At 69.5% G+C, this 25,325-nt stretch carries 24 protein-coding genes; 16 read left to right on the top strand and 8 right to left on the bottom strand.

Translation table 11 applies throughout. The features are described 5' to 3' along the window. Nucleotides 1-42: 42 nt before the first annotated feature. The 3 genes from AB0B90_RS07710 to AB0B90_RS07700 form a co-directional block, all read right to left on the bottom strand. Nucleotides 43-1,884 (bottom strand): glycoside hydrolase family 15 protein, encoded by a 1,842-nt coding sequence (locus AB0B90_RS07710; RefSeq protein ID WP_350946217.1) that lies wholly within the window; start codon nt 1,882-1,884, stop codon nt 43-45. Between the two features lie 181 nt (nt 1,885-2,065). After that, nucleotides 2,066-3,001, bottom strand: coding sequence for a siderophore-interacting protein (locus AB0B90_RS07705; protein WP_362921476.1), 936 nt, complete (start codon nt 2,999-3,001; stop codon nt 2,066-2,068). A gap of 189 nt (nt 3,002-3,190) precedes the next feature. Then, complete coding sequence (locus tag AB0B90_RS07700; protein ID WP_362921474.1) at nt 3,191-4,228, bottom strand: CHAP domain-containing protein; 1,038 nt, start codon at nt 4,226-4,228, stop codon at nt 3,191-3,193. A gap of 463 nt (nt 4,229-4,691) precedes the next feature. On the opposite strand from AB0B90_RS07700, the gene AB0B90_RS07695 reads away from it, so the two are divergent. Next, a complete protein-coding gene (locus tag AB0B90_RS07695; RefSeq protein ID WP_350946214.1) occupies nt 4,692-5,141 on the top strand; it encodes a hypothetical protein in 450 nt (149 codons plus the stop codon). Between the two features lie 14 nt (nt 5,142-5,155). Here AB0B90_RS07695 and speB read toward each other — a convergent pair whose 3' ends face one another. Further along, nucleotides 5,156-6,211 (bottom strand): agmatinase, encoded by a 1,056-nt coding sequence (speB, locus tag AB0B90_RS07690; RefSeq protein WP_350946213.1) that lies wholly within the window; start codon nt 6,209-6,211, stop codon nt 5,156-5,158. Between the two features lie 713 nt (nt 6,212-6,924). After that, on the bottom strand, nt 6,925-7,092 hold the full coding sequence (locus AB0B90_RS07685) for a DUF3073 domain-containing protein (RefSeq protein ID WP_350946212.1): 168 nt from the start codon (nt 7,090-7,092) through the stop codon (nt 6,925-6,927). 296 nt (nt 7,093-7,388) lie between these two features. Between AB0B90_RS07685 and AB0B90_RS07680 the strand changes: the two genes are divergently transcribed. Together AB0B90_RS07680 and AB0B90_RS07675 are read left to right on the top strand one after the other, a co-directional pair. Next, the gene (locus tag AB0B90_RS07680; RefSeq protein WP_350946211.1) at nt 7,389-7,583 is read left to right on the top strand and encodes a hypothetical protein; all 195 of its coding nucleotides are present in this window, start codon (nt 7,389-7,391) and stop codon (nt 7,581-7,583) included. Between the two features lie 2 nt (nt 7,584-7,585). Beyond that, nucleotides 7,586-7,921, top strand: coding sequence for a metalloregulator ArsR/SmtB family transcription factor (locus tag AB0B90_RS07675; RefSeq protein ID WP_350946379.1), 336 nt, complete (start codon nt 7,586-7,588; stop codon nt 7,919-7,921). 114 nt (nt 7,922-8,035) lie between these two features. On the opposite strand, the gene AB0B90_RS07670 is transcribed toward AB0B90_RS07675, so the two are convergent. Continuing rightward, complete coding sequence (locus tag AB0B90_RS07670) at nt 8,036-9,223, bottom strand: FAD-dependent monooxygenase (protein ID WP_350946210.1); 1,188 nt, start codon at nt 9,221-9,223, stop codon at nt 8,036-8,038. A 333-nt stretch (nt 9,224-9,556) separates the two neighbouring features. On the opposite strand from AB0B90_RS07670, the gene AB0B90_RS07665 reads away from it, so the two are divergent. The 3 genes from AB0B90_RS07665 to AB0B90_RS07655 all read left to right on the top strand — a co-directional run bounded on the left by AB0B90_RS07665 (nt 9,557) and on the right by AB0B90_RS07655 (nt 13,727). Continuing rightward, on the top strand, nt 9,557-11,872 hold the full coding sequence (locus AB0B90_RS07665; RefSeq protein WP_350946209.1) for a phosphoketolase family protein: 2,316 nt from the start codon (nt 9,557-9,559) through the stop codon (nt 11,870-11,872). A 168-nt stretch (nt 11,873-12,040) separates the two neighbouring features. After that, complete coding sequence (locus AB0B90_RS07660; protein ID WP_362921470.1) at nt 12,041-12,703, top strand: CBS domain-containing protein; 663 nt, start codon at nt 12,041-12,043, stop codon at nt 12,701-12,703. Between the two features lie 31 nt (nt 12,704-12,734). Beyond that, complete coding sequence (locus AB0B90_RS07655; protein ID WP_362921468.1) at nt 12,735-13,727, top strand: nitroreductase family protein; 993 nt, start codon at nt 12,735-12,737, stop codon at nt 13,725-13,727. A gap of 126 nt (nt 13,728-13,853) precedes the next feature. Here the strand turns inward: AB0B90_RS07655 and AB0B90_RS07650 are convergent, their stop codons facing one another. Beyond that, on the bottom strand, nt 13,854-14,288 hold the full coding sequence (locus AB0B90_RS07650) for a DUF1801 domain-containing protein (RefSeq protein ID WP_350946206.1): 435 nt from the start codon (nt 14,286-14,288) through the stop codon (nt 13,854-13,856). Between the two features lie 86 nt (nt 14,289-14,374). Here AB0B90_RS07650 and AB0B90_RS07645 point away from each other — a divergent pair, with 86 nt between their 5' ends. The 5 genes from AB0B90_RS07645 to yjfF all read left to right on the top strand — a co-directional run bounded on the left by AB0B90_RS07645 (nt 14,375) and on the right by yjfF (nt 20,688). Beyond that, the gene (locus AB0B90_RS07645) at nt 14,375-14,953 is read left to right on the top strand and encodes an XRE family transcriptional regulator (protein WP_350946205.1); all 579 of its coding nucleotides are present in this window, start codon (nt 14,375-14,377) and stop codon (nt 14,951-14,953) included. Between the two features lie 1,054 nt (nt 14,954-16,007). Further along, complete coding sequence (locus AB0B90_RS07640; protein ID WP_350946204.1) at nt 16,008-17,006, top strand: ABC transporter substrate-binding protein; 999 nt, start codon at nt 16,008-16,010, stop codon at nt 17,004-17,006. Nucleotides 17,007-17,039: 33 nt separating this feature from the next. Beyond that, on the top strand, nt 17,040-18,551 hold the full coding sequence (locus AB0B90_RS07635) for a sugar ABC transporter ATP-binding protein (protein WP_350946203.1): 1,512 nt from the start codon (nt 17,040-17,042) through the stop codon (nt 18,549-18,551). Beyond that, entirely contained in the window at nt 18,548-19,696 is a 1,149-nt protein-coding gene (locus AB0B90_RS07630) for an ABC transporter permease (protein WP_362921465.1), read from the top strand. Before AB0B90_RS07635 ends, AB0B90_RS07630 begins: the two co-directional genes overlap by 4 nt. Next, nucleotides 19,693-20,688, top strand: coding sequence for a galactofuranose ABC transporter, permease protein YjfF (gene yjfF, locus AB0B90_RS07625; RefSeq protein ID WP_350946201.1), 996 nt, complete (start codon nt 19,693-19,695; stop codon nt 20,686-20,688). Before AB0B90_RS07630 ends, yjfF begins: the two co-directional genes overlap by 4 nt. Before the next feature lie 96 nt (nt 20,689-20,784). Here yjfF and bla read toward each other — a convergent pair whose 3' ends face one another. Further along, entirely contained in the window at nt 20,785-21,654 is an 870-nt protein-coding gene (bla, locus tag AB0B90_RS07620; RefSeq protein ID WP_362921463.1) for a class A beta-lactamase, read from the bottom strand. A gap of 173 nt (nt 21,655-21,827) precedes the next feature. Here bla and AB0B90_RS07615 point away from each other — a divergent pair, with 173 nt between their 5' ends. The 5 genes from AB0B90_RS07615 (at nt 21,828) to AB0B90_RS07595 (ending at nt 25,322) form a co-directional block, all read left to right on the top strand. Beyond that, nucleotides 21,828-22,721 (top strand): LysR family transcriptional regulator, encoded by an 894-nt coding sequence (locus tag AB0B90_RS07615; RefSeq protein WP_350946199.1) that lies wholly within the window; start codon nt 21,828-21,830, stop codon nt 22,719-22,721. Next, nucleotides 22,718-23,620 (top strand): serine hydrolase, encoded by a 903-nt coding sequence (locus AB0B90_RS07610; protein ID WP_362921460.1) that lies wholly within the window; start codon nt 22,718-22,720, stop codon nt 23,618-23,620. Before AB0B90_RS07615 ends, AB0B90_RS07610 begins: the two co-directional genes overlap by 4 nt. 165 nt (nt 23,621-23,785) lie before the next feature. Continuing rightward, nucleotides 23,786-24,565, top strand: a complete 780-nt coding sequence (locus AB0B90_RS07605) for a CoA transferase subunit A (protein ID WP_350946197.1) — start codon at nt 23,786-23,788, stop codon at nt 24,563-24,565. After that, nucleotides 24,562-25,191 (top strand): CoA transferase subunit B, encoded by a 630-nt coding sequence (locus AB0B90_RS07600; RefSeq protein ID WP_362921457.1) that lies wholly within the window; start codon nt 24,562-24,564, stop codon nt 25,189-25,191. Before AB0B90_RS07605 ends, AB0B90_RS07600 begins: the two co-directional genes overlap by 4 nt. Further along, the gene (locus tag AB0B90_RS07595) at nt 25,188-25,322 is read left to right on the top strand and encodes a hypothetical protein (RefSeq protein ID WP_362921455.1); all 135 of its coding nucleotides are present in this window, start codon (nt 25,188-25,190) and stop codon (nt 25,320-25,322) included. The genes AB0B90_RS07600 and AB0B90_RS07595 overlap by 4 nt, the downstream gene beginning before the upstream one ends. Nucleotides 25,323-25,325: the final 3 nt, after the last annotated feature.

Below are 25,325 nucleotides of genomic sequence, written 5' to 3'. Positions count from 1 at the left end.
CCCCACCCCCTCCGGGCGTGGGGGAACGCCAAGGGGAGCGGCTCAGCCCAGGGCGTGGTCGAGGTTGAACGCGGCGCTGATCAGTGCGAGGTGAGTGAAGGCCTGCGGGAAGTTGCCGAGCTGCTCGCCGGTCCGCCCGATCTCCTCGGCGTACAGGCCGAGGTGGTTGGCGTAGGTGAGCATCTTCTCGAACGCGAGCCGTGCCTCGTCCAGGCGTCCGGCCCTGGTGAGCCCCTCGACGTACCAGAACGAGCAGATCGAGAACGTGCCCTCCTCACCGCGCAGCCCGTCCGGGCTGGCTTCGGGGTCGTAGCGGTAGACCAGCGAGTCGGACACCAGGTGCGCGCCGAGCGCGTCGAGGGTCGACAGCCATTTGGGGTCGGTGGGGGAGATGAACTTCGTCATCGGCATCATCAGCACCGAGGAGTCGAGGACGTCGTCGTCGAAGTGCTGGACGAACGCCCGCAGTTCCTCCGACCAGCCGCGCCGCATGATCTGCCGGTAGATCGCGTCACGGGCCAGCTGCCAGCGCGGCGTGTCGGCGGGCAGCCCGCGGTGGGCGGCCATCCGCATGGCCCGTTCGATCGCCACCCAGCACATCAGCCGCGAGTAGACGAAGTCCTTGCGCCCGCCGCGCGTCTCCCACACGCCCTCGTCGGGCCGGTCCCAGTTGTCGCAGACCCAGTCCACCAGGATGTGGACGTCGTCCCAGAGAGCGCTGGATATCGGCCGGTGCCACTTGTCGTAGAGGTAGACCGAGTCGAGGAGGGCGCCGTAGATGTCCAGCTGGAGCTGGTCCACCGCGGCGTTCCCGACGCGCACCGGAGCCGAGCCCCGGTAGCCCTCCAGGTGGGCCAGCTCGATCTCGGGGAGCTCGGTGCGCCCGTCGACGCCGTACATGATCTGCAGAGGACCCGAGGGCCCGCCGCCGTCGTCGCGGCTGACGTGCCGTGACAGAAACCCCATGAACGCCTCGGCCTCCTCGCCGAAGCCCAGCCGCAGCAGCGCGTACACGCAGAACGCCGAGTCGCGGATCCAGACGTACCGGTAGTCCCAGTTGCGCTCCCCGCCGATCTGCTCGGGCAGGCTGGTGGTCACGGCGGCCACGATCCCGCCGGTCGGCGCGTAGGTGAGGAGTTTCAGCGTGAGCGCGGACCGGTGCACCATCTCCCGCCACCGGCCCCGGTAGGTCGAGGAGGACAGCCAGCGGCGCCAGTACGCCACGGTCGCGGCGAACTCCTCCTCGGCCTCCTCGATCGGGCACGAGCGCGGCGCCAGGTCGTCGCCGAACCTGTCGAGAGCGAACACCGCGCACTCGCCCTCGCCGAGCTTGAACTCCGAGCGCACGTCCTGGCCGTCCGCCTCCAGGACGGTGCTGGAGGACAGGGCCAGCGACAGCGACGGCGACTCGAAGACCGCCCGCTCCTGGGACAGGCTCAGGACGTGGGGCTGCCTGCCGTAGTCGAAGCGCGGAGCCACCCGGGCGCGGAACGACAGCGACCCGCGCACGCATCTCACCCGCCGGATCAGCCGGTGCCGGGTGTCGTCGGACGTGCCGCCGACGATCGGCATGAAGTCCTGGACCTCGCCCACCCCTTCGGCGGCGAAGAAACGGGTGATCAGCACGTTGGTGTCGGGGAAGTAGAACTGCTTGGTGCTCGCCGGTTCCCAGGTGCCCAGCTCGAACGATCCGCCCCGGCTCGCGTCCAGGATCGAGCCGAACACGCTGGGCGCGTCGAAGCGGGGGCAGCAGTACCAGACGATGGTGCCGCCGGTGTCCACCAGCGCGGCGGTTCGCAGGTCGCCGATGAGCCCGTGGTCGGCGATGGGCCGGTATCCGCAGGCGCCCGCCGGATCCTGACGAGCGGATTCCGCTGCCGTCATGTCGGCCTTCTCACGTCGCGAGCGGGGCACCTCACGCCCTCAAGCTACGTGGCCCGCACACCTGCCGGGGTCCCCCCGGCGTCAAGGAGTCGGCAGGTTTCGCGCGGGTGAGGGCAAAGGCGCCCCGGTGAGGGCCATGTCACCGGCGTCACCGGGGCCGGTGACATGGCAGGGGCCCTGTTCAGGCGCTCTCCGAGCGTCCCAGCCGCCAGTAGCCCATGAAGGCCACCGAGGAGCGGTCGACGCCGGTCTCCTGCACCAGGTGGCGGCGGAGCAGCTTGACCATGCCCGCCTCGCCGGCCAGCCACGCGTACAGGCCGTCGCCCTTCGGGGCCTCGGGGACCTCCCAGAGGATCTCCGCGTCGACGTCGACGTCCTCCAGCGGGTTCGCGGCGCCGGTGACGGCGCGCTCGGCGGTGAGCGCGCCCAGGGTCTCGCGTACGGCCGGGATGAGCAGATCGCCGTGGCGGGCTCCCCCGCGGGGCAGCCAGGTGACCTTCACGCCCGGGCGGACGTCGAGCCGGAGCGCGTCGGCGGCCTTGGGGATCTCCAGCAGCGCCGTGGCGCGCACGGAGCCGGACAGCGACTCGACGATCGCGGCGATGGCGGGCACGGCCGTCTCGTCGCCGGCGAGCAGCAGGTGTGACGCCCCGGCGGGCGGGGCCCACTCCTGGCCGCCGGTGGGGCCGGGGTGCGCGGCGTTGGGGCCGACCACCACGACCCGGTCACCGGGGGAGGCGTGGGCCGCCCATCGGGAGGCGGGGCCGGTCTCGCCGTGCAGGACGAAGTCGACGTCGAGTTCGCGCTGCTCGGGCCGTACGGCGCGGACGGTGTAGGTGCGGATCGGGTTGCGCAGCTCGTCGGGGAGCGCCCGCCACCGCTGGTACCAGTCGGCCCCCTCGCCCAGGGGGGTGATGCTGCCGTCGGGCAGCGGGAGGATCACCTTGATCCGCTGGTCGAAACCGTTGTCGGCGAAGCCCGCCAGATCCTCGCCGCCGAAGGTGACCCGCACGAAGCTCGGGCTGAGCCGCTCCGTCCGCAGGACCGCCACCTGGTGGCCGCGATAGGCCGGGACCTCCGCCGCGCGCTCAAGGGTCTGCTCGCCGCCCGCTGTCATCGTGCCGCCTTCACCGAGGGAATGCCGTCCTCAGCAACTTAGCTTTGCCTAACCTTATTGAGCAACCCGTCGTGGCCTGACATGTGGCCATCTGATGCTGTCCGCGGCTGTTCGATCTTTTCGTTCCTGCATGTACCTGCGTGTGCCCAGGTGATCCTGTCGGGTCTCCCCCGTTACGGGCGAGATCGGTCACGCGGCCCGCGCCTCCTCGCCCTCGTGTGTCTCCAGCGTGCCGCGCCGCGACCTCCCCTCCGGGTCCGGCCCGGCGATGCGGGTGCCGACGCGGCCGAAGACGCCGTCGGCGCGTTCGGGCAGGCTCGCGCGGTACGGCTCGTACGCCCAGCTCGGCCTGCTCACCCGGATCGTCTCGCGGATCAGGGGCGCGCCGTCCGGCCGGTCGCCCGGATGGGACACCAGGGTCGAGGGGAGCGCCTGCCGGTCCGGAGGTGTCTGCGCGCGAGGGAGCGTCTCGGCGACCGGAGGTGCCATGCCGATCCACGGATCGGCGCGTTCGCCCCGCCCGTTCCTCCTGCGATGCCGCCCCGCCGGGACGCGGGAGGCACGAAGACGCAGCCGGGACAGGACGAACGTGGTGCCGAGGATGAAGGTGAGCAGTCCGGCGATCGCGGCGGTCTCCATGGAGACGGGAAGCGTTGCAGGGGTGTCGGAAGAGGTCGTCGCGCCGGGGGCGAGCGCGGGACGGACCTCGATCCGTCCCGCCACCTGCGGAGCGGTGCCGTCCTTTCCCGGGACGGCCGTCAGTTTCTCCTTGACCTTGCGGGGCAGGCCGTAGCCGACGACCTTGCTCTGGTCGCGGGTCTTACGCTTCAGCCAGACCCGGTCGACGTTCCCCTCGATGGTGTGGATCGTTCCACCGTTCACGCTTTCCACGATGCCGACGTGGTCGATCCCCTTGATGTCCTTGCCGCCCGACCAGTCGAAGAAGACCAGGGCCCCCGGCTCCGGCGTCCGTGTCCACGCGCCGTGGTTCTCGAACCAGCGGGCCTGTGAAGGGGTCCAGGCGAACTGCCCCACGTACTCCTGCACCCCCGCCTTCTCCGCCGCCCAGGCGATGAACATCGCGCACCAGGGGGCGGTCCTGTACTGCGGGTCCTGGGCCACGTTGACCGCGTACCACTCGCCGAACTTGCTGTGCTGGCCCGGCCCCTCCCGGTACCCGAGTTCGGGCTTGATGGTCCTGAGCAGATCGTCACCGATCGGATCCATGGCTGTGAGCCACCCCGTCCACTCTCCTCCACCCTTCAGAGAAGGGGGCGCCGTCCGACAAAACTGGACTGTATTCGTAGAAAAATTGAGAAGTGGGGCTATTTGCGGAAAAAGCCGAGCTGAGAGGTCATCCCATACCGGATCCGGTGAAAGGCGGGAAACGCGTCCCCGCAGCACGTATCATCGTCCGGCTGTCCGCCCCGGTCCCGGCGCGACACCACAACCCGGGTGTCCGGCGACGGATGAGGTCCGGGACGCCGGCGCCTCTCTCGTTTTCCGGGCATATCTCGACTCACCCCGCGCTCACCGGTCACACCGGTACGCGTCCCGCCTATCAGAGTCCATCGGGTCGAATAGCATGTGATGGCACGTGCGCGGCATGCGTGGGTGCCGATGCCGAGACCTTCCCCCTTTTCCTCCCGGTCCGGCGGCAATGCGGACGCGAAGGCGGAACGGGTTTCCCATGTTCGACGACAAGACGCAGGAGACCCTCCGCCGCCTCCTGGACCTCGCCGAGCACCCCGCGACCCCGCAGGCCGAGCGCGCCCTGGCCGTCGCACGGGTCCGCGCCCTCATCATGGTGCCCGAGGGCGACGCCCGCCGGGCACCGGTCACCCCGGCGATGGAGGCGGGGATCCTCAGCAGGGTCAGGCCGCTCGCCCACCGGGTCGACGAGGACCTGGTGGGTGAGATACACGGAGACCTCTACGCCTTCAGCACCCGCTACCGGGTGATCGGTGAACTCGCCGAGGAGATCGCCCTCCTGCTGGAGCGCTGGAGCGCCGTCGTCCCGCAGAAGCGCCACCGCCACGAGGAGGCCGTCAGGACCGCGGCCTCGAAGCTCGTCTACCTGCTGGAACGCCGAGACCTGTTCCGCAGGCCCAAATGGGGCAACCGCCCGAGAGCCAGATAGGTCTCTGGGGCGGGTCAGCGGTCCGGACCGCCCGGCCGGTCGGCCCCGCGGTCCGGGCGTTCGGCGAGCAGCGGCAGCAGCGGGTTCCAGACGGTCCCGTCCCGGGCGTCGCGCCGCCGCCGCGCGATGGCGCTCAACGCCTCAAGGACCACGCGGTTGGCCAGCGCGGCGGTGATGTCGGCGTGGTCGTAGGGCGGGCTGACCTCCACGACGTCGACGCCGACGACCGGCAGCTCCAGGCAGATGCGCCGTACGGAGTCCAGGAGCTGGCGCGCGGTGATGCCACCCGGCTCCGGGGTTCCGGTGCCGGGGGCGTGACCCGGATCGCACACGTCGATGTCGACGGACAGGAAGACGCCGTCGCACTCGTCGACGGCGATGGCGAACGCCTCGGTCAGGCACTCGTCCAGGCCCCGGTGCACGATCTCGGTCATCTCGTACGAGCGCATCGCCCGTTCGGCCATCCAGTCCAGCGTCTCCGGCGGCGGCCAGTAGCCGCGCAGGCCGACCTGCAGGAAACGGTCGCCGCGCAGTGCCCCCGACTCGATGAGCCGGCGCATCGGCTGCCCGTGGCCCCACAGCGAGCCGAACTCGATGTCGCCGGTGTCCGCGTGGGCATCAAAGTGGATCATCGAGATCCGGCCGTGCCCGAGGACGTTGGCCACCCCCTTGGCATCGGGGAAGGCGATCGAGTGGTCACCGCCCAGGATCACCGGGATGGCCCCCGAACGGGCGACCTTCTCGACGGCGGACTCCAGCGCGGCCAGTGACGTCGCGATGTCGCCCGGCGGCATCTCGACGTCACCCGCGTCCAGGACGCGCAGGTCGCGCAGACCGTCGGTGCGCAGCGCCAGGCTGGGGCGCGCCCCGTCGTGCGGCAGGTAGTCGGTCATCCGGATCGCCTGCGGTCCGAAGCGCGCGCCGGGCCGGTGTGAGGTGCCGCCGTCGAACGGCGCGCCCACGATCACGACGTCGGCGCCCGCGTAGCTCGCGGGATCGTCCAGCGAGCACCGTTCGACGCCGAGGAAGGTGATGTCGGGCCCGAACTGGGACCCGTAGCGGTTCGTCACTGTTCCTCCGGCGGGAAGGTCCCGGCCCGCGCGTGTCGCGGCCCGTCGCCGCCGGGCACGGCTCGCGAAGTGGCTCCGGCCACCCCGCAGGAGATCGTCATCGAGAACTCCACCCGGTCAGGTCCATCGGACCAGCCAGCATAACCGGACAAGTCGGGACATGTGCCAGCCGTGCTGTCTGTCCGGAGGGCTTCGGCGATCCCGGGCGATAGGTCGCAAGGCACGCTGAGGCGCGGTGAAGGCGGGGAGGTCGATGGTGGCCGTGGCCCGGGGAGACTTTCCGCCCGCGCGAGGCACGACCTCGCGCGATCCGGCGATTCGTCCCGGGGCCACGGCGTGTGAACTGGCGGATCCCGGATGCCCGGCGAGGAAGGGAAGCCGGCCACCGAGAGATGAATGGGACCCGCCAGAGCTCTCCGTCGACGCGCTGACCGGGAGTGCGACCGCGACGCTGCGGTAAGCACAACCGTGACGGTAAGCAGCCCTGGGCGGGTGCCTCAATGATGTTGCCGGATGTTGCGCGGAATTCGCCCCGGCGCGGCGGACACCGCCTCGGGGGTTCACCGCCGATCGATATGTCCCTCGAGCGGCTCACGGCCGCACGGTACGCCGAGAAGAACCCTCACGACGGAGTCGCGAGGTCCGAGGGCCGGACTCCGCCGGTGTCATGGCGGCCGGTCGGGGCCGGTCGGGGGCAGGGCCCGTCCGCGGTGTCACCTGCCGGTGGGCTCACCGGTGGGGTCGTCGGCCTCGCTCTCCGGCGCGGGATCGTCGCCGGCGCCAAGCTCCTTGCGCAACCGGTCAAGATCCATGCTGTGGCTGCTGTACTTCAGCTCACGGGCAACCTTCGTCTGCTTAGCCTTGGCTCGGCCCCGTCCCATTGGCTGTACTCCCTCGCGCAGGCCGTGCTCGGCCCCTCGTCACTGTCGCATCGCCGGCTGGCGCGCTCTGACGCCGCAGGTCAGTCTGCGGTAGCCGTACCAAGTATCCCGCTTCGCGGTCGATCCGTCATCGATCGGGCTCGAACCGGCCGCGGGCCCTGGTGGAAAACGGCCTTCGCCATCATAGCCAACGTCATTACGATTTGAAGAATTATGCAATTTGCCACATCATGAGGAACGGTGTGCCGATAAAACCAGACGCCGGGGAGTGACCTGATCCACGGGAGGTGGGGGACATGAGCGAGTTCGCGGCGGAGCTACGGGCACGCATCGCCGATGTCGACGGCGAGCTGGAGCTCATGCGCCAGGCCTTCGACGACCACGCGATCGAGGTCCTGTCCGGGCGCCTGGAGAACCTGTTGCGCATCGCCGACCAGCACGGCGTCGACGTACGACACGCCGGTGGCGGGCCTGCCGCCGGAGCTGCGTGATCATGCCGGTGCCGCTGCACCAGGCCAAGGCCGAATTCTTCCGCACCCTCGGCCATCCGGTCCGCATCCAGGTCCTGGAGCTTCTCCAGGACGGCCCCCGGCCGGTGCGGGACCTGCTGAGCGCCATCGACGTCGAGGCCTCCAACCTCTCCCAGCAACTCGCCGTGCTGCGCCGCGCGGGAGTCGTGACCGCCACCCGGGACGGCGCCACCGTCGTCTACGCCCTGTCCACCAGGGACCTGGCCGACCTGATGTCCGTGGCGCGATCGATCCTGGCCGAGGTTCTCGCCGAGCAGGGCGAGCTGCTCGCCGAGCTGCGCGCCGAGGCCGGCAGATGAACGGGGCCCTGCCCGAGCGCGACGGCACGCCTCGCCGAGGCGTCGTCTGCGGGTGAACCCGGCTCCGAGCTCGCTGTCGGGCCCGCCGTCCGATCCGCGTCCGGGATCGTCGTCTCAGTCCGCCACGGCGGTCTCGGGGTCATGGCCGTAAAGCCAGGCGCTCTGCCGGAGCGGACTACTGGCGGCCAGGGCCGCGTCGCGTTCCAGCTGGGCGGGCCCGTCGGGCAGATGGTTCAGCACCTCGCGGCCCCGGCTCATCAGCTGCACCTGCGAGGCCCGGGGCCTGCGGATCCTCTCGTAGCGGGCCAGCGCCTCCGCCGCCGTCTCGCGGGTGGCCTCGCGCAGGCAGATCGCGAGCACCACCGCGTCCTCGACCGCCTGGGCGGCGCCCTGACCGAGGAAGGGCAGCATCGAGTGGGCGGCGTCCCCCAGCAGGGTCACCCGCCCCGACGTCCAGCGTTCCAGGGGAGAGCGGTCGTACAGGGCCCAGCGCTTGGTCGCGGTGGCCGCGTCGATCAGCCCTCTCAGCCGAGGGTCCCAGGTCTCGAACTCGCCCCTCAGGTCCTCAAGCCGCCCGTCGGCCGTCCACGACTCGACGCGCCACTCGCCCGCGGGCACGATCGCGACGACGTTGATCAGCTTTCTGTCCCTGATCGGGTAGTGAACGAAGTGGCGCCCCGGCCCCAGCCAGAGCGTCTGCACCCGGCGCACCGACAGCTCAGGGGCCCGCTCGGCGTCGATGAGGCACCGGTAGGCGCAGAGCCCGGAGAAGCGCGGGGGCTCCTCGTCGACGACCGCAGGCCGGACCGCCGAGTGGATGCCGTCGGCGCCGATCACCGCGTCGGCGACCACCGTCGCCCTCGCGCCTGTGGCCGTACCGAAGGTCAGCTCGACCCCCTCGGGATCCTGCCGCAGCACCTCCAGTCGCCGATCTGTCCTGATGACGTCCTCGGGCAGCGCCTTCACCAGCATGTCGAGCAGGTCGGCGCGGTGCGCGACGTAGAAGTCGCTGCCGTACAGCCGCCGGCACTCCTCACCCATCGTCTGGGAGGCCAGCACCCGGCCGTCCTCCCAGCGCCTCAACTCCCAGGCGGCATCCATGGGGACGGCGAAGGAGGCCAGCCGCTCGCCGAGTCCGGCCCGCACCAGGGGGCGGACCATGTTGGGACTCACCCCGATGCCCGCTCCCACCTCGCGCAACTCGGCGGCCTGCTCGTACACGACGGCCTCGACACCGGCCTGCCGCAGGAGCAGGGCGGCGGTCAACCCGCCGAGACCTCCGCCGACAATGGCGACCTTCACTCAGGGGCTCCTCTCGTCGGATGGCGTCTCACCCCGAGGTACCGCTGTGCTGCCGGGGCGGCGTCCCGATGCTCCCGGCGATGTGAACCGCGGCGACTTCGAACGCGTCCGTACGGCACTCTCGGCTCACCCGGAGATCTTCGTCTATTCCATCCCGATCCGGTAGAGGGAAGGTGCTGTCGATCATGGCGAGGCGAGGTCCGGTGCTTCGACGCGCCTGCCCCGGTTGGTCCCGGTACGCCCTCGTGCGCGTGGTGCGGCCGCGCCGCGCGATGTGACGAACGTGTTCGCCGTATCGGGGTTTGAACGCCTCAGCCGAGGAACTGTCGATGTATGGACGCACTCGCGCATGTCGACGCCTACTGGCGCGCGGCCAACTATCTGTCGGTCGGTCAGATCTATCTGCTGGACAACCCGCTGCTGACCGAGCCGTTGCGGCCCGAGCACATCAAGCCGCGGCTGCTGGGACACTGGGGGACCACCCCGGGACTGAACTTCTGCTTCGCCCACCTGAACCGGATCATCACGGAACGCGACCAGGACATGATCTACATCGCCGGTCCGGGTCACGGCGGCCCGGCGGCGGTGGCGCACGCCTGGCTGGAGGGTTCCTACACCGAGTGCTATCCCGACATCTCCCGTGACCGGGAGGGGATGCGGCGGTTGTTCCGGCAGTTCTCCTTTCCCGGTGGCATTCCCAGCCATGTGGCGCCCGAGACGCCCGGTTCGATCCACGAGGGCGGGGAGCTCGGGTACGCGCTGGCGCATGCCTACGGGGCCGCGTTCGACAACCCGGAGCTGGTGGTCGCCAGTGTCATCGGGGACGGGGAGGCCGAGACCGGGCCGCTCGCGGCCAGCTGGCATTCCAACAAGTTCCTCGATCCAAGGCGTGACGGCGTGGTGCTGCCGATCCTGCACCTGAACGGCTACAAGATCGCCAATCCCGCCGTGCTGGCCCGCATCCCGGAAGAAGAGCTCCTCGCGTTGATGGAGGGGTACGGATACCGCCCGCACGTGGTGGCCGGGGACGAACCCGAGGCGATGCACGCGCTCATGGCCCGGACACTGGAGACGGTCTGGGAGCAGATCGCCGACTACCGGCGGGGGCGGGCCGAGCGGTTGCCGATGATCGTTCTGCGGACGCCGAAGGGGTGGACCGGTCCCGAGCGGGTCGACGGCCTGCCGGTGGAGGGCACCTGGCGCTCGCACCAGGTCCCGCTGTCGGGGGTGCGCGACAACGCCGAACACCTGGCGATGCTGGAGGAGTGGATGCGCTCGTACCGGCCACAGGAGTTGTTCGACGCCGACGGGCGGCCGGTGGCCGAGATCCTGGACACGGTGCCCGAAGGACCACTGCGGATGAGCGCCAACCCGCACGCCAACGGCGGCGAACTGCTGCGGCCGCTGGCGCTCGGCGATTTTCGCGAGCACGCGGTCAAGGTCACCTCACCGGCCACCGCGAGCAGTGAGCCCACCCGGGTGCTGGGCGAATTTCTGCGCGAGGTCATCGCCGCCAACCCCGAGACCTTCCGGCTGATGGGCCCCGACGAGACCGCCTCCAACCGGCTGCAGGCGGTCTTCGAGGTCACCGGCCGCGCCTGGAACGCCGAGATCCGCGACGGCGACGACCACCTCCAGGCGGGCGGCCGGGTCATGGAGGTGCTCAGCGAGCACCTGTGTCAGGGCTGGCTCGAGGGCTACCTGCTGACCGGCCGCCACGGGTTGTTCAACTGCTACGAGGCGTTCATCCACATCATCGACGCGATGTTCAACCAGCACGCCAAGTGGCTGGAGTCCTCGCGGAAGATCGGCTGGCGTCGTCCGGTGGCCTCGCTGAACTATCTGCTGTCGTCGCACGTGTGGCGCCAGGACCACAACGGCTTCTCCCACCAGGACCCCGGTTTCCTGGATGTGGTGATGAACAAGAAGGCCGAGGTGGTGCGGGTGTATCTGCCGCCGGACGCCAACACGCTGCTGTCGACGGCCGATCACTGCCTGCGCTCGCGCGACTACGTGAACGTGATCGTGGCGGGTAAGCAGCCGGTGCTGGATCTGATGGGGATGGACGAGGCGATCGCGCACTGCACCCGAGGGCTGGGCATCCTGGAGTGGGCCAGCACCGACGCCGGCGTCGAACCGGACGTGGTGCTGGCGTGCGCGGGCGACGTGCCCACCCTGGAGACGCTGGCGGCGGCCGCGCTGCTGCGTGAGCATCTGCCCGAACTGCGGGTCCGGGTGGTCAACGTGGTGGACCTGATGCGGTTGCAGCCGCCGTCGGAGCATCCGCACGGCATGTCGGACGCGGACTTCGACACGGTGTTCACCGCCGACCGGCCGATCATCTTCAACTTCCACGGCTATCCGTGGCTGATCCATCGCCTGACGTACCGGCGCAACGGTCACGAGAACATCCACGTGCGCGGTTACAAGGAGGAGGGCACCACGACCACGCCGTTCGACATGGTCATGCTCAACGACATCGACCGGTTCCACCTCGTGATGGACGTCATCGACCGGGTTCCCGGGCTGGCCGAGCGGTCGGCGCACCTGCGCCAGCACATGGCCGACGCCCGCCTGACCGCCCGGGCCTACACCCGTGAGCACGGTGAGGACCTGCCCGAGATCCGCGACTGGGCCTGGCCCCACTAAAGGACTCGTCCCGGCGCCCCGCGTCCGCCCTCGGACGGGTGTGGGGCGCCGGGACGGGAGATCCGGGAGATCATCGTCGTGCGCAGACCATAAGTCCTCCTGATCAGGGACTTTCGCCGCTGACGTCTCCAGGACCGCCTTGCGATGCTCGATGCGAGGAGGTTCGTCATGAAGGTCAGGGAAGTCATGGGCGGCACGGCGATCGCGGTGCGGCCGGAGGCGACGTTCACCGAGATGGTCGACGCCATGCGGCGCTTCAAGGTCGGCGCGCTCACCGTCATCGACGCCGACGATCATCCCATCGGCATGGTCTCCGACGACGATCTCCTGCTCAGGGAGACCGATTCGGGCGCGCGCCCCGGCGGCGTCTTCGACAGTCACAAAAGACGCCAGGAGCACCGTAAGGCCGCGGGCGGCACGGCCAGGCAGATCATGACCACCCCCGCGATCACCATCACGAAGGACACCGCCGTGCGGGACGCGGCACGGCTGATGCACCGGCATCGGATCAAGCAACTACCGGTGATCGACGCGGTCACCGGGCGTATCACCGGCACCGTTCACCAGAGCGATCTGCTCCAGGTCTTCGCCCGCCCGCCCGAGGAGATCGAACGCGAGGTCGCCGAGGTCCGTGACCGGCTCGCCGTCCCCCCGGAGACGATGAGCGTCGCCGTCGAGGCGGGGGTGGTCACGCTGAGGGGACGGCTCCCCTTCCGGTCGCAGATCGCCCCCCTGGTCGCGGCGGTCGGCGAGATCGAGGGCGTCATCGAGGTCGAGAACGCCCTCACCTGCCGGTCCGATGACCTCGTTCCCGTTCCGCCGTTCCTGTGACAGGGGCGAGACCATGGACAAGGGGAAGATCATGAACGTCCGCACCGCCGAGGAGATCACCTCGGTGATCCGCACGGCGCTTCAGGCCGCCACGTGGGCGCCGTCGGTGCACAACACCCAGCCGTGGTCCTTCGGGGTCGACGGCGACGAGATCGCGTTGCGCGCCGACAGCGACAGGAAACTGCGGATCGGTGACGCCGCCGGCCGGGAGATGCTGATCAGTTGTGGCGCGGCCCTGATGAACGTGCGGCTCGCGCTGCGCGCGCTCGGCTACGAGCCGCAGGTGCGCGTGCTGCCCGACCCCGACCGCCCGGCGCTGCTGGCCACGATACGGCCGGGAGCGGCCGTACCCGCCGACGAGAGCGCCCGGCTGCTGTATGCCGAGATCGAGCGCCGCCGCACCCACCGGGCCGGTTTCACCGAGCTGCCCGTCCCTGAGCGTCTTGTCGAGACACTGGTGGCCGAGGCGGAGGGTGAGGGGGCGCGGCTGACGCCGGTCCGCTCCGAGGCGGCGATCCGGGTGCTCGCCGCGATCACCTGCGCCGCCCAGGACGTGCAGTCGCAGGACCGGGCGCTGTCGCTGGAGCTGATCCGCTGGGCACGGCCGCCGGGTAGCGCCCGCGCGGACGGGGTCCCGGCCGAGGGCTACCCGCGCACTCCCCGGCGGACCCGCCCGCACTTCGCCCAGCGTGACTACACCCACGGCCATCCCTGGGGCAACGAGAGCGATCAGTTCTTCTCCGTCTCCACCGGTGTCGTGGCGGTCCTGACCACGAAGGGCGACTCCCGCGAGGACTGGATCACGGCCGGTCAGGCGTTGCAGCGCGTCCTGCTGCGCGCCTGCGCCCACGGTCTCAGCGCGGCCTTCCACACCCAGGCTCTGGAGATGTTTCACCTGCGGGAATTCCTGCGACAGGAGCTGTGCTCGCAGGAGTATCCCCAGATGATCATGCGTCTGGGCGTCACCTTCGACGAGGGCAAGGGAGTCCGCCGGCCGGTCACCGACATGCTGGAAGAACGCTGACCGAACCGCGAGGCGGCCAGGAAGGCCGTGGACGCGCGCGTCCGGCGGCGCCGCCGGACGCGCCGGGTCGGCAGGCGTACCGTGCGGAGCCGCCCTCACGGGACGGGCAACGGTGATCGTCGGTGCTCACCCGGCCCGGTCGACGCCCCTGTGCACCCGGGCCGCGCGGTCGACGAGCTCACGTAGTGCGCTCTCGTCGACGTCGTCGAGCCTTTTCAGGTAGAGACAACCTTTTCCGGCTTTGTGCGGACCCAGCCGGGTGAGCACCGATGCGTAGCGCTCCTCGAACCCGCCCACCAGGTAGACGACGAGATGCTGCTTTCGCGGGGAGAAGCCCACCAGGGGCCACTCGTCCGTCCGCCCGCTCTCGTAGGTGCGACGGTAACCGCCGAAACCGACGATGCTCGGACCCCACATCACCGCGGGCTCACCGGTCACCTCGCACAGGATCGCGCGCAGGCGCTCCGCGTCGGCTCGTCGGCGTGGGTCGGGGACCGTGGCCAGAAAGTCGTCGGCGCTCACGCCGGTCGGAACCGTCACCGGCTGTTTCGATGTCGCCATGGAGGCATGCTGCCACGCCGGTACGACAAAACCTCGTGAGGGACCGGGCCCGCCGCGAGGCCTGCTTCCCTGTGACAATTGGTGGCATGGACAAGATCGCTCAAGCTCTGTCCGAGGTCGGGCCTCGCCTCAAGCGGCTCAGGATCCAGCGCGAGATCACCCTCGCCGCGCTGTCCGAGGCGACCGGGATCTCGAAGAGCACGCTGTCTCGCCTGGAGTCCGGGCAGCGCAAGCCGAGCCTGGAGCTGTTGTTTCCCATCGCCCTGGCCCACCAGGTGCCGCTGGACGAGCTGGTCGGCACGCCCGAGGTGGGCGATCCCAGGGTCCGGCTCACGCCTCGCCGCGCGCACGGCCGGACCGTGGTCCCGCTCACCCGCCAGCCGGGGGGCATCGCCGCCTGGAAGATCATCGTCCCCGCGGACCAGACCGAGCCCGATCCCAGGGTTCACGAGGGCTATGAATGGCTCTACGTGCTCTCCGGCCGGTTGAGGCTCGTGCTGGCCGACCACGACCTCGTGCTGGTCGCGGGTCAGGTCGCCGAGTTCGACACCCGGCTCCCGCACTGGTTCGGCAGCGCGGGGGCGGGGGCGGTGGAGATCCTCAGCCTCTTCGGTCCCCAGGGGGAGCGCATGCACGTCCGCGCCCAGCCCAGGGCCAAAGAGTAGTGCCGCGGGGGAGGGTTTCCCGGGGCCGGTGCCGCGGAGGGCGGGTGCCGACGAGAGGTGAGTGAATCGTCGCGGTCGAGGCCGTCGGTGGCCGGCGGTGCCGTCGGGGCTTCCCGGGAGCCGCCCGGCAGGCCCGGACGTTCCGGAGCGCACGGCCGGGCTCCCGTCGCGCCGATCCGGGTGAGACTTTTTGTTAGCGTTAACATCTCACGTCGGTTTTCACGCCGCCTTCTTGGAAAATTGTGCTCTTGGGAGAACGTCTCGCGAAGGAAGGATGCGCGCCGCCGGGTGGCGGTGCGGCAGTCGCGATGCGAGAGGCGGCCTGGTTACCGATATGTTTCAAACACGAGTTTTGTCGTTAACGTAACCGCTGTCAATACCCTTTTTCCGCTCTCCGGGCTCGCGGTGGCGCCGAACCGGTATCGGGGTGGGGGTGCGGAGCGCATGCCCGTGGTGGTCGGGGGAGAGTCGCGGATCGCCGTCCCGTGCCGCCGCCCTCCGCGCGTTTTCCGGCGTTTCCGGTGAGCGGGTATCCCGGTCCGGCTCCGTGTCCAGGTGGGCTCTCCCGGAGCCGGGAGTCATGGTGAGTAATGTCCTTGCCCGTGGCAGTGGATGGTCGAGGTCTAGCAGAGCCCAGGTTTCCGGTGTGATTAGACCGTAATAAGGCGACCGCTTGACGGCACGGTTGTTAGCGTTCACAGTCTTGTCCAACGCAAGATGAGGAGCGGCCGTGCAGACAGGTGTGGAGCTCCAACCGCCGGTGACGGCCGAGGCGAGCATGTCGCGCCAGACGGTCGCCCGGCTACACAACGGACCTTCGGGCGCGTGGGAGAAAACACGCGACCGGAGACTGCGGAACTGTGAAGTGGCGCGGTATCGACGTGCCGTCATAGCAGGTCCAGGCGTCGGGCGTGGTGCGCGGACATCCATCGCGTGCCCTCGATCGCCTTGCGGGTGAGCGGCGCTTCGTCGACGCGGCCGTCAACCCGGACGACCGGCGCCAATCATGGTCCTCCGTTCAAATGTTAACGCTCACATAGAAGGACATCCCCCCATGTTCCGAAAGATCTCAGCGCTCGTCCTGGCGGGCGTCATGGCCGCGGCGATGACGGGTTGCGGCAGTACGGAAGGACCGGACACCGCCGACGCCGGCGGCGCCGGAGCCGGTGCCAACGACACGATCGTGATGGGCTTCTCCCAGGTGGGTGCCGAAAGCGGGTGGCGCACCGCCAACACCAAGTCGGTGCAGGAGTCGGCGAAGAGCGCCGGCATCGAGCTGAAGTTCTCCGACGCCCAGCAGAAGCAGGAGAACCAGATCAAGGCGATCCGGTCCTTCGTCCAGCAGAAGGTCGACGTCATCGCGTTCTCGCCGGTGGTGGAGTCCGGCTGGGACACCGTGCTGAAGGAGGCGCAGAACGCCAAGATCCCGGTGATCCTGACCGACCGGGCGGTGGACTCCGCGGACAAGACCCTGTACAAGACCTTCCTCGGCTCCGACTTCGTGGAGGAGGGCAGGAAGGCCGGCCAGTGGCTGGTGGAGGAGTACAAGGACTCCACCGACCCGGTGAACATCGTCGAACTCCAGGGCACCACCGGTTCGGCCCCGGCCAACGACCGCAAGGAGGGCTTCGGTGAGGTGATCGCGGCCGACTCGAAGTTCAAGATCGCCGCCTCGCAGACCGGTGACTTCACCCGGGCCAAGGGCAAGGAGGTCATGGAGGCGTTCCTGAAGTCCACTCCGGACATCGACGTGCTGTTCGCGCACAACGACGACATGGGGCTGGGCGCCATCGAGGCGATCGAGGGCGCGGGCAAGGTGCCGGGCAAGGACATCAAGATCATCACCATTGACGCCGTGAAGGACGGGATGCAGGCCCTGGCCGACGGGAAGATCAGCTACATCGTCGAGTGCAGCCCGCTGCTCGGCCCCCAGCTGATGGACCTGGCCAAGAAGGTCGTCGCCGGTGAGCAGGTCCCCGAGCGCGTGGTGACCGAGGAGACCACCTTCACCCAGGAGCAGGCGAAGGAAGCCCTCCCCAACCGCCAGTACTGAGCCGCCCACCTGGGAAAGAGAGGAGAGCGCGGCATGGACCAACCGGCACCGATCGTACGGATGAGCGGAATCGGCAAACGATTCCCCGGCGTCAAGGCCCTGGACGATGTCGGCTTCCGTTTGCTGCCGGGCGAAGTGCACGCGCTGATGGGAGAGAACGGCGCGGGGAAGTCGACACTGATCAAAGTCCTGACCGGCGTGTACGGCGTCGACGAGGGCGAGATCGAGCTGGCAGGGAAACCTGTCGCCTTCTCCAGTCCGTCCGCCGCCCAGCAGGGCGGTATCAGCACGGTCTACCAGGAGGTCAACCTGTGCGGGAACCTCTCGGTGGCGGAGAACATCTTCGTGGGCCGCGAACCCCGCCGCTTCGGACGCATCCGGTGGCGGGAGATGCGCCGCCGGGCCGATGAACTGATGGGCGACCTGGATCTGCGCATCGACGTGTCGGCGCCGCTGGCGTCGTGCTCGCTGGCCGTTCAGCAGATGGTGGCGATCGCCAGGGCGGTCGACATCGAGGCCAAGGTGCTGATCCTCGACGAGCCGACCTCCAGCCTGGACGCCGGCGAGGTGGCCCAGCTGTTCCGGGTGATGCGCCGGCTGAAGGACAAGGGCATCGCCATCCTGTTCGTCTCGCACTTCCTCGACCAGATCTACGAGATATCGGATCGCATGACGATCCTGCGCAACGGGAAGCTCGTGGGGGAGTACCTCACCCGTGAGCTCTCCCAGGTCGATCTGGTCGCCAAGATGATCGGGCGGGAGCTGGCCGATCTGGAGAAACTCGAAGGAAAGCCGCCCGCTCGGGTCGCGGAGCCGCTGGTGGAGGCGAGCGACCTCGGGCGGGCGGGCGGTGTCAGCCCCTTCACGCTCACCATCAGGCAGGGTGAGGTGATCGGGCTGGCCGGGCTGCTCGGCTCCGGCCGTACCGAGCTGGCGCGCCTGCTGTTCGGCGCCGACCACGCCGACAGCGGCTCGCTGCGGGTCGAGGGCAAGCGGGTCGCGCTGCGCACACCGAGGGCGGCGATGAACCAGAAGATCGCCTTCTGCTCGGAGAACCGCCGGGCGGAGGGACTCGTCGACGAGCTCACGGTGCGGGAGAACATCGTCCTCGCGCTGCAGGCCGAGCGCGGCTGGAGCAGGCCGCTGTCCCGCCGCAAGCAGGACGAACTGGTCGCCAAGTACATCACCGCGCTGAACATCCGGCCCGGTGATCCCGAGCAGCCGGTCCGCACCCTCAGCGGCGGCAACCAGCAGAAGGTGCTGCTGGCCCGCTGGTTGATCATGGAACCCCGGCTGCTCATCCTCGACGAGCCCACCCGGGGAATCGACGTCGGCGCGAAGGCGGAGATCCAGCGGCTGGTCGTCGAGTTGTCCGACGGTGGCATGGCCGTGCTGTTCATCTCCGCGGAGCTGGAGGAGGTCCTGCGGCTCAGTCACCGGGTCGGGGTGCTGCGCGACCGTACGCTCATCGCCCAGCTCGACAACGACGACGCGCTCACCACCGATGTCCTGATGCAGAAAATCGCGAGTGGAGCACCGGTATGAGCACTGTGGGAAACGGCACCTCCGGTGCCCTCGGCGCGCTGACGCGGCACCGGCTGTTCTGGCCCGCCGTGATCCTGGGCGCGCTGCTCGCGCTCAACGTGGTGTTCACCGACAACTTCCTGAACGTGCAGATGAGGGACGGCCACCTCTACGGCAGCCTCATCGACATCCTCCGCTTCGGGGCGCCGCTGATCCTGGTCTCGCTGGGCATGACGCTCGTCATCGCCACCGGCGGCATCGACCTGTCGGTCGGATCGGTGGTGGCGATCAGCGGGGCGCTGGCCTGCATGCAGATCAGCGACCTGACCGACCAGAACGCCGTCGGCGGCGTGCTGTCGGCGATCGGCCTCACGCTGTTGGTGATACTCGTGCTCGGGGCCTGGAACGGGTTCCTGGTGGCCGCCATCGGCATCCAGCCGATCATCGCGACACTGATCCTCATGGTCGCGGGACGGGGCCTGGCCCAGCTGATCACCGACGGGCAGATCATCACGATCAACAGCAGCCCGTACAAGCTGATCGGCGGCGGCTACTGGCTCACGCTGCCGTTCGGCATCCTCATCGTGATCGCGCTGATCGCGCTGACCGCCTTTCTCACCCGGCGGCTCGCACTGGGCATGTTCATCGAGGCGGTCGGCGGCAACGCCGAGGCCAGCAGGCTGTCGGGGATCCGCTCCCGGGGCGTGCTGATCGTGGCGTACACCTTCTGCGGGCTGTGCGCGGGCATCGCGGGTCTGATGATCAGTTCCAACGTGTCCAGCGCGGACGGCAACAACGCCGGCCTGTGGATCGAGCTGGACGCCATCCTGGCCGTCGTCATCGGCGGCACCTCGCTGGCGGGCGGCCGGTTCTCGCTCAGCGGCACCGTGCTGGGAGCCCTGATCATCCAGACCCTGACCACCACGATCTACTCGATCGGTGTGCCGCCGGAGACGACGCTGCTGTTCAAGGCCCTCGTGGTGACCATCGTGTGCCTGCTGCAGTCGCCCGCCTTCCGGCAGAAGGTGTTCGGGGGGAACAGACGTCCTGCCCCACCGCCTCCGGTTCCCAAGGAGGAGCACGGCCGTCCCTCCGCGGGCGCGGACGCCGAGCAGGCGCGGGAAGAGGGCGGGCAGGCACGGGAAGAGACGGTGAGGAACAGATGACGACGGACACCATCACGGCCGGTCCCGCCGGGCGGCTCGCGATCCCCCGCAGGTACGTTCCGGTCGCGGTGACCGCGGGCCTGCTCATCGCGATGTTCACGGCCGGCGGCATCCGGTACGAGGGGTTCGCCAGCGGCCAGGTGATACTCAACGTCTTCGTCGACAACGCCTTCCTGCTCGTCGTCGGCGTCGGCATGACGTTCGTGATCCTCGCCGGCGGCATCGACCTGTCGGTGGGCGCGGTGGTGGCGCTGTCCACGATGATCACGGCCAGCCTCGTCACGAACCAGGGCTGGCCGGCGCCGGTGGTGATCGTGCTGGTGCTGGCCGTCGGCGCGGCGCTGGGAGCAGGGATGGGGGCGATCATCCATTACTTCCAGGTCCAGCCGTTCATCGCGACCCTCGCCGGGATGTTCCTGGCGCGCGGGCTGTGCTACACGATCGGCACCGACTCGATCCCGATCACCGACGGTCTCTTCACCGCCTTCGCGCAGACCAGGATCGACCTGGTCGGAGAGATGTGGATCTCGCCCAGCGTGGTGATCGCCACGGTGGTGGTGCTGGTCGCCGCGTACGTGCTGCACTACACGCGTCTGGGCCGCACGGTCTACGCCGTCGGCGGCAGCGAGCAGTCCGCGCTGCTCATGGGTCTTCCCGTGGGACGAACGAAGATCGCCGTCTACACGATCAGCGGGCTGTGCTCCGCGCTCGGCGGGATCCTGCTGTCCTTCTACATGCTGTCCGGGTACGGCCTGCACGCCGTCGGCATGGAACTGGACGCCATCGCGGCCGTGGTCATCGGCGGCACGCTGCTCACCGGCGGCTCCGGGTATCTCTTCGGCACCGTTCTGGGCATCCTCGTCCTCGGCCTGACCCAGACGATCATCAGCTTCGAGGGTACCCTCAGCTCCTGGTGGACCAAGATCTTCATCGGCCTGCTGCTGTTCGCCTTCATCCTGCTGCAGCGGCTCATCGGCGTCCGGCGGACCTGAGAAGGCGGTGACCGGCTCTCAGCCGCCCCGGACGACGCGGCTGAGAGCCTGGATGAGGTCGGGATCTTCAAGCTCGGAGGTTGCCCGGGCGGGGCCTCAGAGTTTGCCGAGCCCGCGGGCCAGGATGGTGGCGGTCTTCGCGATGGCCTTGTCGTCGGTGGCGAGGCCCGGAGTGCGGTTGGTGTAGATCGCCATGATGACGGGAGCGACGCCCTTCCTGGGCCAGATGACGGCGATGTCGTGCCCGCCGCCGAATCCGTCGGAGTTCGTGCCGGTCTTGTCGCCGATCTTCCAGGTCTTGGGCAGGCCCGCCCGGATACGCTTGTCTCCCGTCGTGTTCGCGACCAGCCAGGTGTTCAGCCGTTCCCGGTCCTTGGCGTTGAGGGCGTTCCCCGCCGTGACCGCGCGCAGGGTACGGCCCATGGACGCGGGCGTCGTGGTGTCACGCCTCTCCTTGGGACTCCAGTCGTTGAGCTCGGTCTCCCATCGGTCCAGCCGGGAGATCGGGTCCTTCAGCGTCCGGAGGTAGCGGGTCAGCCCGGCGGGGCCGCCGATCTGCCTCAGCAGCATGTTGGCCGCGGTGTTGTCGCTCCGGGTGATGGTCGCCTCGCACAGCCGCGCGACGGTGAGCCCGTCGTCGGTGTGCTTCTCGGTGACCGGCGAGCCGGGCTTCACGTCGGCGGCCGTCCACTTGACGACCTTGTTCATCAGGCCGGGCTCAACGGTGCGCGCCCTGTGCAGCACGCCCGCGCAGAGGGGCGCCTTGAAGGTGGACAGCAGCGGGAAACGCTCACCGGCCCGGTACGTCACCGTCTTGCCGGTGGCCGTGTCCACGGCGTACGCGCCGATCCGGCCCTTGAAGGACGTCTCCAGCGCGCGCAACTCCTTGAAGACCCGCTCGGTGGGCGCCGGTGTCGTCACCGGCGGAGCGGCGGTCGCGTGGGCTGCCGAGAGGGCACCTGCCACAGGGATGAGCATGAGTGAGGCCAGCGCCGAGAGGGTGGCGCGTCGAACGGAACGAGTGAGCATGCGATGCCTTCCGGCGGTCGATGGGATTCGGTGAGAGTCTCGCGCTGGCGTTTGATGCCGTCAAAGACAGAAATGGTCGATTCCATGCTGAAATGGCATACGCTTGCCGCGTGGACGTCGTCGGAGCGTGCAGAGCGTTCGTCAACGTGAGCGAGCGGGGGAGCTTCACGGAGGGCGCGGCGGCCACCCGGGTGCCGCAGTCGGTCGCGAGCCGCCGCATCGCCGCCCTGGAGACTCACCTCGGGGAGCGGTTGTTCGATCGGTCGTCGCGCGGAGCGAGGCTCACGCAGTTCGGCCGTGACATGCTGCCGTGGGCGAAGCGTCTCGTGCGCCTGGTGGACGACATGGAGCACGAGGCGAAACGAGCCAGGCGCAACCCCCTTCGCCTCGTCGTTCCCGACGTCTGCACCACGCGCGATCTGGCACGGCTCGACGCGGAGGCGCGCCGCAACGGCGTCTACCTCGACCTTCAGGCCGCCGCCCCGGCCGGGCGGACGGAACTCGTCCGCTCTCGTGAGGTCCGCGCCGCCCTCGCGGCGGTACCGTCGAGCGACGCGACCTGGTCGGTGAGGCTCGGACTCGCCGGCGCCACGGACCAGATCGCGGACACCGTCTACGTCGAGACCCTGCGGGCCGGTCGAGCCGCGCGGTCGTCGCGCAGGAGCCGGGTCTGGATCCAGCCCGAGGACGACGTCCCCCACATCCGCGACCGGATGTTCCGGATCCGGGACGCCGTCGGTCTCCAGCCAACGCAGGTCACCGTCTCCACCGCGCTCGCCGCCGCCACCGCCGAGGTCCTCGGCTCGACGGATCTCCTTTTGTGCTCGTCCAAACAGGCCGAGGAACTGGGTTTGCACTGGCGCCCCATCGGTGAGATCCAGCCCGTCCGCGGATTCGATGTCGTCGCCGCCGTCAGGGACGACGCGGAACGCATCCGTACCCGGCTGTGGCACGCGATCGCCCGCTGCCTGGGCGCGCACGACCAGGACGGAGGGACGCCGTGAACGTCGAGACCCTGATCCGCGAACTGCGAGGAACGCTCGACGACGCCGGACTGAACGGATCGTTCTTGGTCCGGGACCTGCGTTCCGGCGAGGAGATCGGTATCGAGCCGGATCTGGAGTTCCCGATCGCCTCGGTCGTCAAGATCCCGCTCGCCGTCGCGACGCTCGAACGCATCCGCAGGGGCGAACTCGACGGTTCCACGCAGGTCATCGTGCGACCGGGCGGGATCACCACCTCGGGGCCGACCGGGCTGAGCAGGTTCCGGCACCCGGCCCGGATCGCCATCGACGACCTGCTCTACCTCAGCATCGCCGTGAGCGACAACATCGCGGCGGACGCGCTGTTCACCTTCACCCCGCCCGCCGAGGTCTCGGCGCTGCTGCACGGACTGGGGCTTCAGGGCATCGCGGTGCGTCACACCATGCGGGAACTCTCCGAGACCCCGACGGCACGCCTCGACCCGACAGACGCCCATCTGGCCCATTTCCTCGCCATCGAAGCGGGTACGGCCGGGCGAGGACATCGCCTCCCGCTCCTGGACGTGACCCACGCGAACTCGGGAACCGCGCGAGCGCTGATGGAACTCCTGCAGGCACTGTGGACGCCGTCCCGGATCGACGTCGGCGTCAGCGAGCGCGTACGGACCCTCATGGCCGACAACGTGCTGCGGCATCGGCTGGCACCCGATTTCAGTTCCGACGCCTCGAAGTGGTCCTCGAAGACCGGAACGCTTCTCAACCTCCGCCACGAGATCGGTGTCGTCGAGCACGCCGACGGTCAGGTCTTCGGAGTCGTCGTGCTCACCGAGTCTCGTGTGCCGGCCATCGACCAGCCCGGGGCCGAGGCGCTCATGGCGCAGGTCGCGCGTACACTCCGCGATCGGCTACGACACCTGTGAGCGGCGTGGCGAGGTCGTCGGTGTGGTGATGGGGCTCGGGGCGTCGGCGCCGGTTCCCCTTCCGTGCGGCGAGGGTGCTTTGACAGGAAAGTCAGGGATAAACATACTCGGATGCGATTAGTGAACTAGAGTTCGCAGAGCGAACACACGGCGGGACGGAGTGTCGTGCCCAGGGACAAGGTGGTCGCCGACGCCGCGGAGGCGCTGGCGGACGTGCGCGACGGCGCGTCGTTCGCGGTGGGCGGGTTCGGCCTGAGCGGCATCCCGAACGTGCTGATCCAGGCCCTGTACGACACCGGCGTACGCGGCATCGGCGTGGTGTCGAACAACTGCGGAGTGGACGGCGGCGGCCTGGGCGTCCTGCTCGCGGCCGGGCGGATCGGCCGGGTGACGGCCTCCTACATCGGTGACAACAAGGAGTTCGCCCGCCAGTATCTGAGCGGGGAGCTGGAGGTGGAGCTGACCCCGCAGGGCAGCCTGGCCGAGCGGCTGCGCGCGGGAGGCTGCGGCATCCCCGCCTTCTACACCCCGGCCGGAGTCGGCACGCCGGTCGCCGAGGGCGGGCTGCCGCTGCGGCACGGCCCGGACGGCTCGGTGACGCTCGCCTCGCCGCCCAAGGAGGTGCGCGAGTTCGGCGGACGGGACCACGTGCTGGAGTACGGCATCACCACCGACTTCGCGCTGGTGCGGGCGGCCAGGGGAGACCGGTACGGCAACCTCGTGTTCAACAAGGCCGCCGCGAACTTCAACCCGCTGGCCGCGATGGCCGGACGGATCACGATCGCCGAGGTCGAGGAGCTGACCGAGCTCGACCCCGACGAGGTCCACCTGCCGGGCGTGTTCGTCCAGCGCGTCGTGCGGCTCACCCCGGAGCAGGCCGCCGACAAGGTCGTCGAACGGCGCACCACCTCCGCTCCCGTCTCCCCGGGGGAGGACGCCTCATGAGCTGGAGCCGTGACCAGATGGTGGCGCGCGCGGCGGCCGAGCTGCGCGACGGCGACTACGTCAACCTCGGCATCGGCCTGCCCACCCGCATCCCCTCCTTCCTGCCGACGGAGGTGGACGTGATCCTGCACTCGGAGAACGGCATCCTGGGCGTCGGCCCCTACCCCGCTCCCGGCGACGTCGACCCCGACCTGATCAACGCCGGCAAGGAGACCGTGACCGTGCTCGCGGGCGCGTCGTTCTTCGACTCCTCGCTGTCGTTCGGCATGATCCGCGGCGGGCACATCGACGTGGCGGTGCTGGGCGCGATGCAGGTCTCGGCACGCGGCGACCTCGCCAACTGGATGGTCCCCGGCAGGCTGGTGAAGGGCATGGGCGGCGCGATGGACCTGGTCCACGGCGCCCGCAGGGTCATCGTGATCATGGAGCACACCGCGAAGGACGGCTCGCCGAAGATCGTCGAGGAGTGCTCGCTGCCCCTCACGGGCAAGGGGTGCGTGCACCGGATCATCACGGACCTCGGAGTCCTCGACGTCACGGAGCGAGGACTGGCGCTGGTGGAGACCGCGCCCGGGGTGAGCCCGGCGCAACTGCGCGATCGTACGGGCGCGCCGGTGAGAGCGTGAGGACGGTCTTCGCCGAGGACGCCGTACGCGCGCCGTCCGGCCGTCAGGGCGCCGACGATCCCGCCGCGCACGACACCAGGCCCCTCGCGTCCGGCTCCGGCCGGGACCCGGCCCTCGCTCCCGGAAGGTAGGAG

Source organism: Streptosporangium sp. NPDC049078, assembly GCF_040648855.1.
GTDB lineage: Bacteria > Actinomycetota > Actinomycetes > Streptosporangiales > Streptosporangiaceae > Streptosporangium.
This window is presented reverse-complemented; position numbering and strand designations above follow the sequence as displayed.

Excerpts from the sequence above, each read along its gene's own strand:
- AB0B90_RS07710 (WP_350946217.1), bottom strand. The coding sequence starts at position 1,884 with ATGACGGCAGCGGAATCCGCTCGTCAGGATCCGGCGGGCGCCTGCGGA.
- AB0B90_RS07705 (WP_362921476.1), bottom strand. The coding sequence starts at position 3,001 with ATGACAGCGGGCGGCGAGCAGACCCTTGAGCGCGCGGCGGAGGTCCCG.
- AB0B90_RS07700 (WP_362921474.1), bottom strand. The coding sequence starts at position 4,228 with ATGGATCCGATCGGTGACGATCTGCTCAGGACCATCAAGCCCGAACTC.
- AB0B90_RS07695 (WP_350946214.1), top strand. The coding sequence starts at position 4,692 with ATGTTCGACGACAAGACGCAGGAGACCCTCCGCCGCCTCCTGGACCTC.
- AB0B90_RS07685 (WP_350946212.1), bottom strand. The coding sequence starts at position 7,092 with ATGGGACGGGGCCGAGCCAAGGCTAAGCAGACGAAGGTTGCCCGTGAG.
- AB0B90_RS07680 (WP_350946211.1), top strand. The coding sequence starts at position 7,389 with ATGAGCGAGTTCGCGGCGGAGCTACGGGCACGCATCGCCGATGTCGAC.
- AB0B90_RS07675 (WP_350946379.1), top strand. The coding sequence starts at position 7,586 with ATGCCGGTGCCGCTGCACCAGGCCAAGGCCGAATTCTTCCGCACCCTC.
- AB0B90_RS07665 (WP_350946209.1), top strand. The coding sequence starts at position 9,557 with ATGGACGCACTCGCGCATGTCGACGCCTACTGGCGCGCGGCCAACTAT.
- AB0B90_RS07660 (WP_362921470.1), top strand. The coding sequence starts at position 12,041 with ATGAAGGTCAGGGAAGTCATGGGCGGCACGGCGATCGCGGTGCGGCCG.
- AB0B90_RS07655 (WP_362921468.1), top strand. The coding sequence starts at position 12,735 with ATGAACGTCCGCACCGCCGAGGAGATCACCTCGGTGATCCGCACGGCG.
- AB0B90_RS07650 (WP_350946206.1), bottom strand. The coding sequence starts at position 14,288 with ATGGCGACATCGAAACAGCCGGTGACGGTTCCGACCGGCGTGAGCGCC.
- AB0B90_RS07645 (WP_350946205.1), top strand. The coding sequence starts at position 14,375 with ATGGACAAGATCGCTCAAGCTCTGTCCGAGGTCGGGCCTCGCCTCAAG.
- AB0B90_RS07640 (WP_350946204.1), top strand. The coding sequence starts at position 16,008 with ATGTTCCGAAAGATCTCAGCGCTCGTCCTGGCGGGCGTCATGGCCGCG.
- AB0B90_RS07635 (WP_350946203.1), top strand. The coding sequence starts at position 17,040 with ATGGACCAACCGGCACCGATCGTACGGATGAGCGGAATCGGCAAACGA.
- AB0B90_RS07630 (WP_362921465.1), top strand. The coding sequence starts at position 18,548 with ATGAGCACTGTGGGAAACGGCACCTCCGGTGCCCTCGGCGCGCTGACG.
- yjfF (WP_350946201.1), top strand. The coding sequence starts at position 19,693 with ATGACGACGGACACCATCACGGCCGGTCCCGCCGGGCGGCTCGCGATC.
- AB0B90_RS07600 (WP_362921457.1), top strand. The coding sequence starts at position 24,562 with ATGAGCTGGAGCCGTGACCAGATGGTGGCGCGCGCGGCGGCCGAGCTG.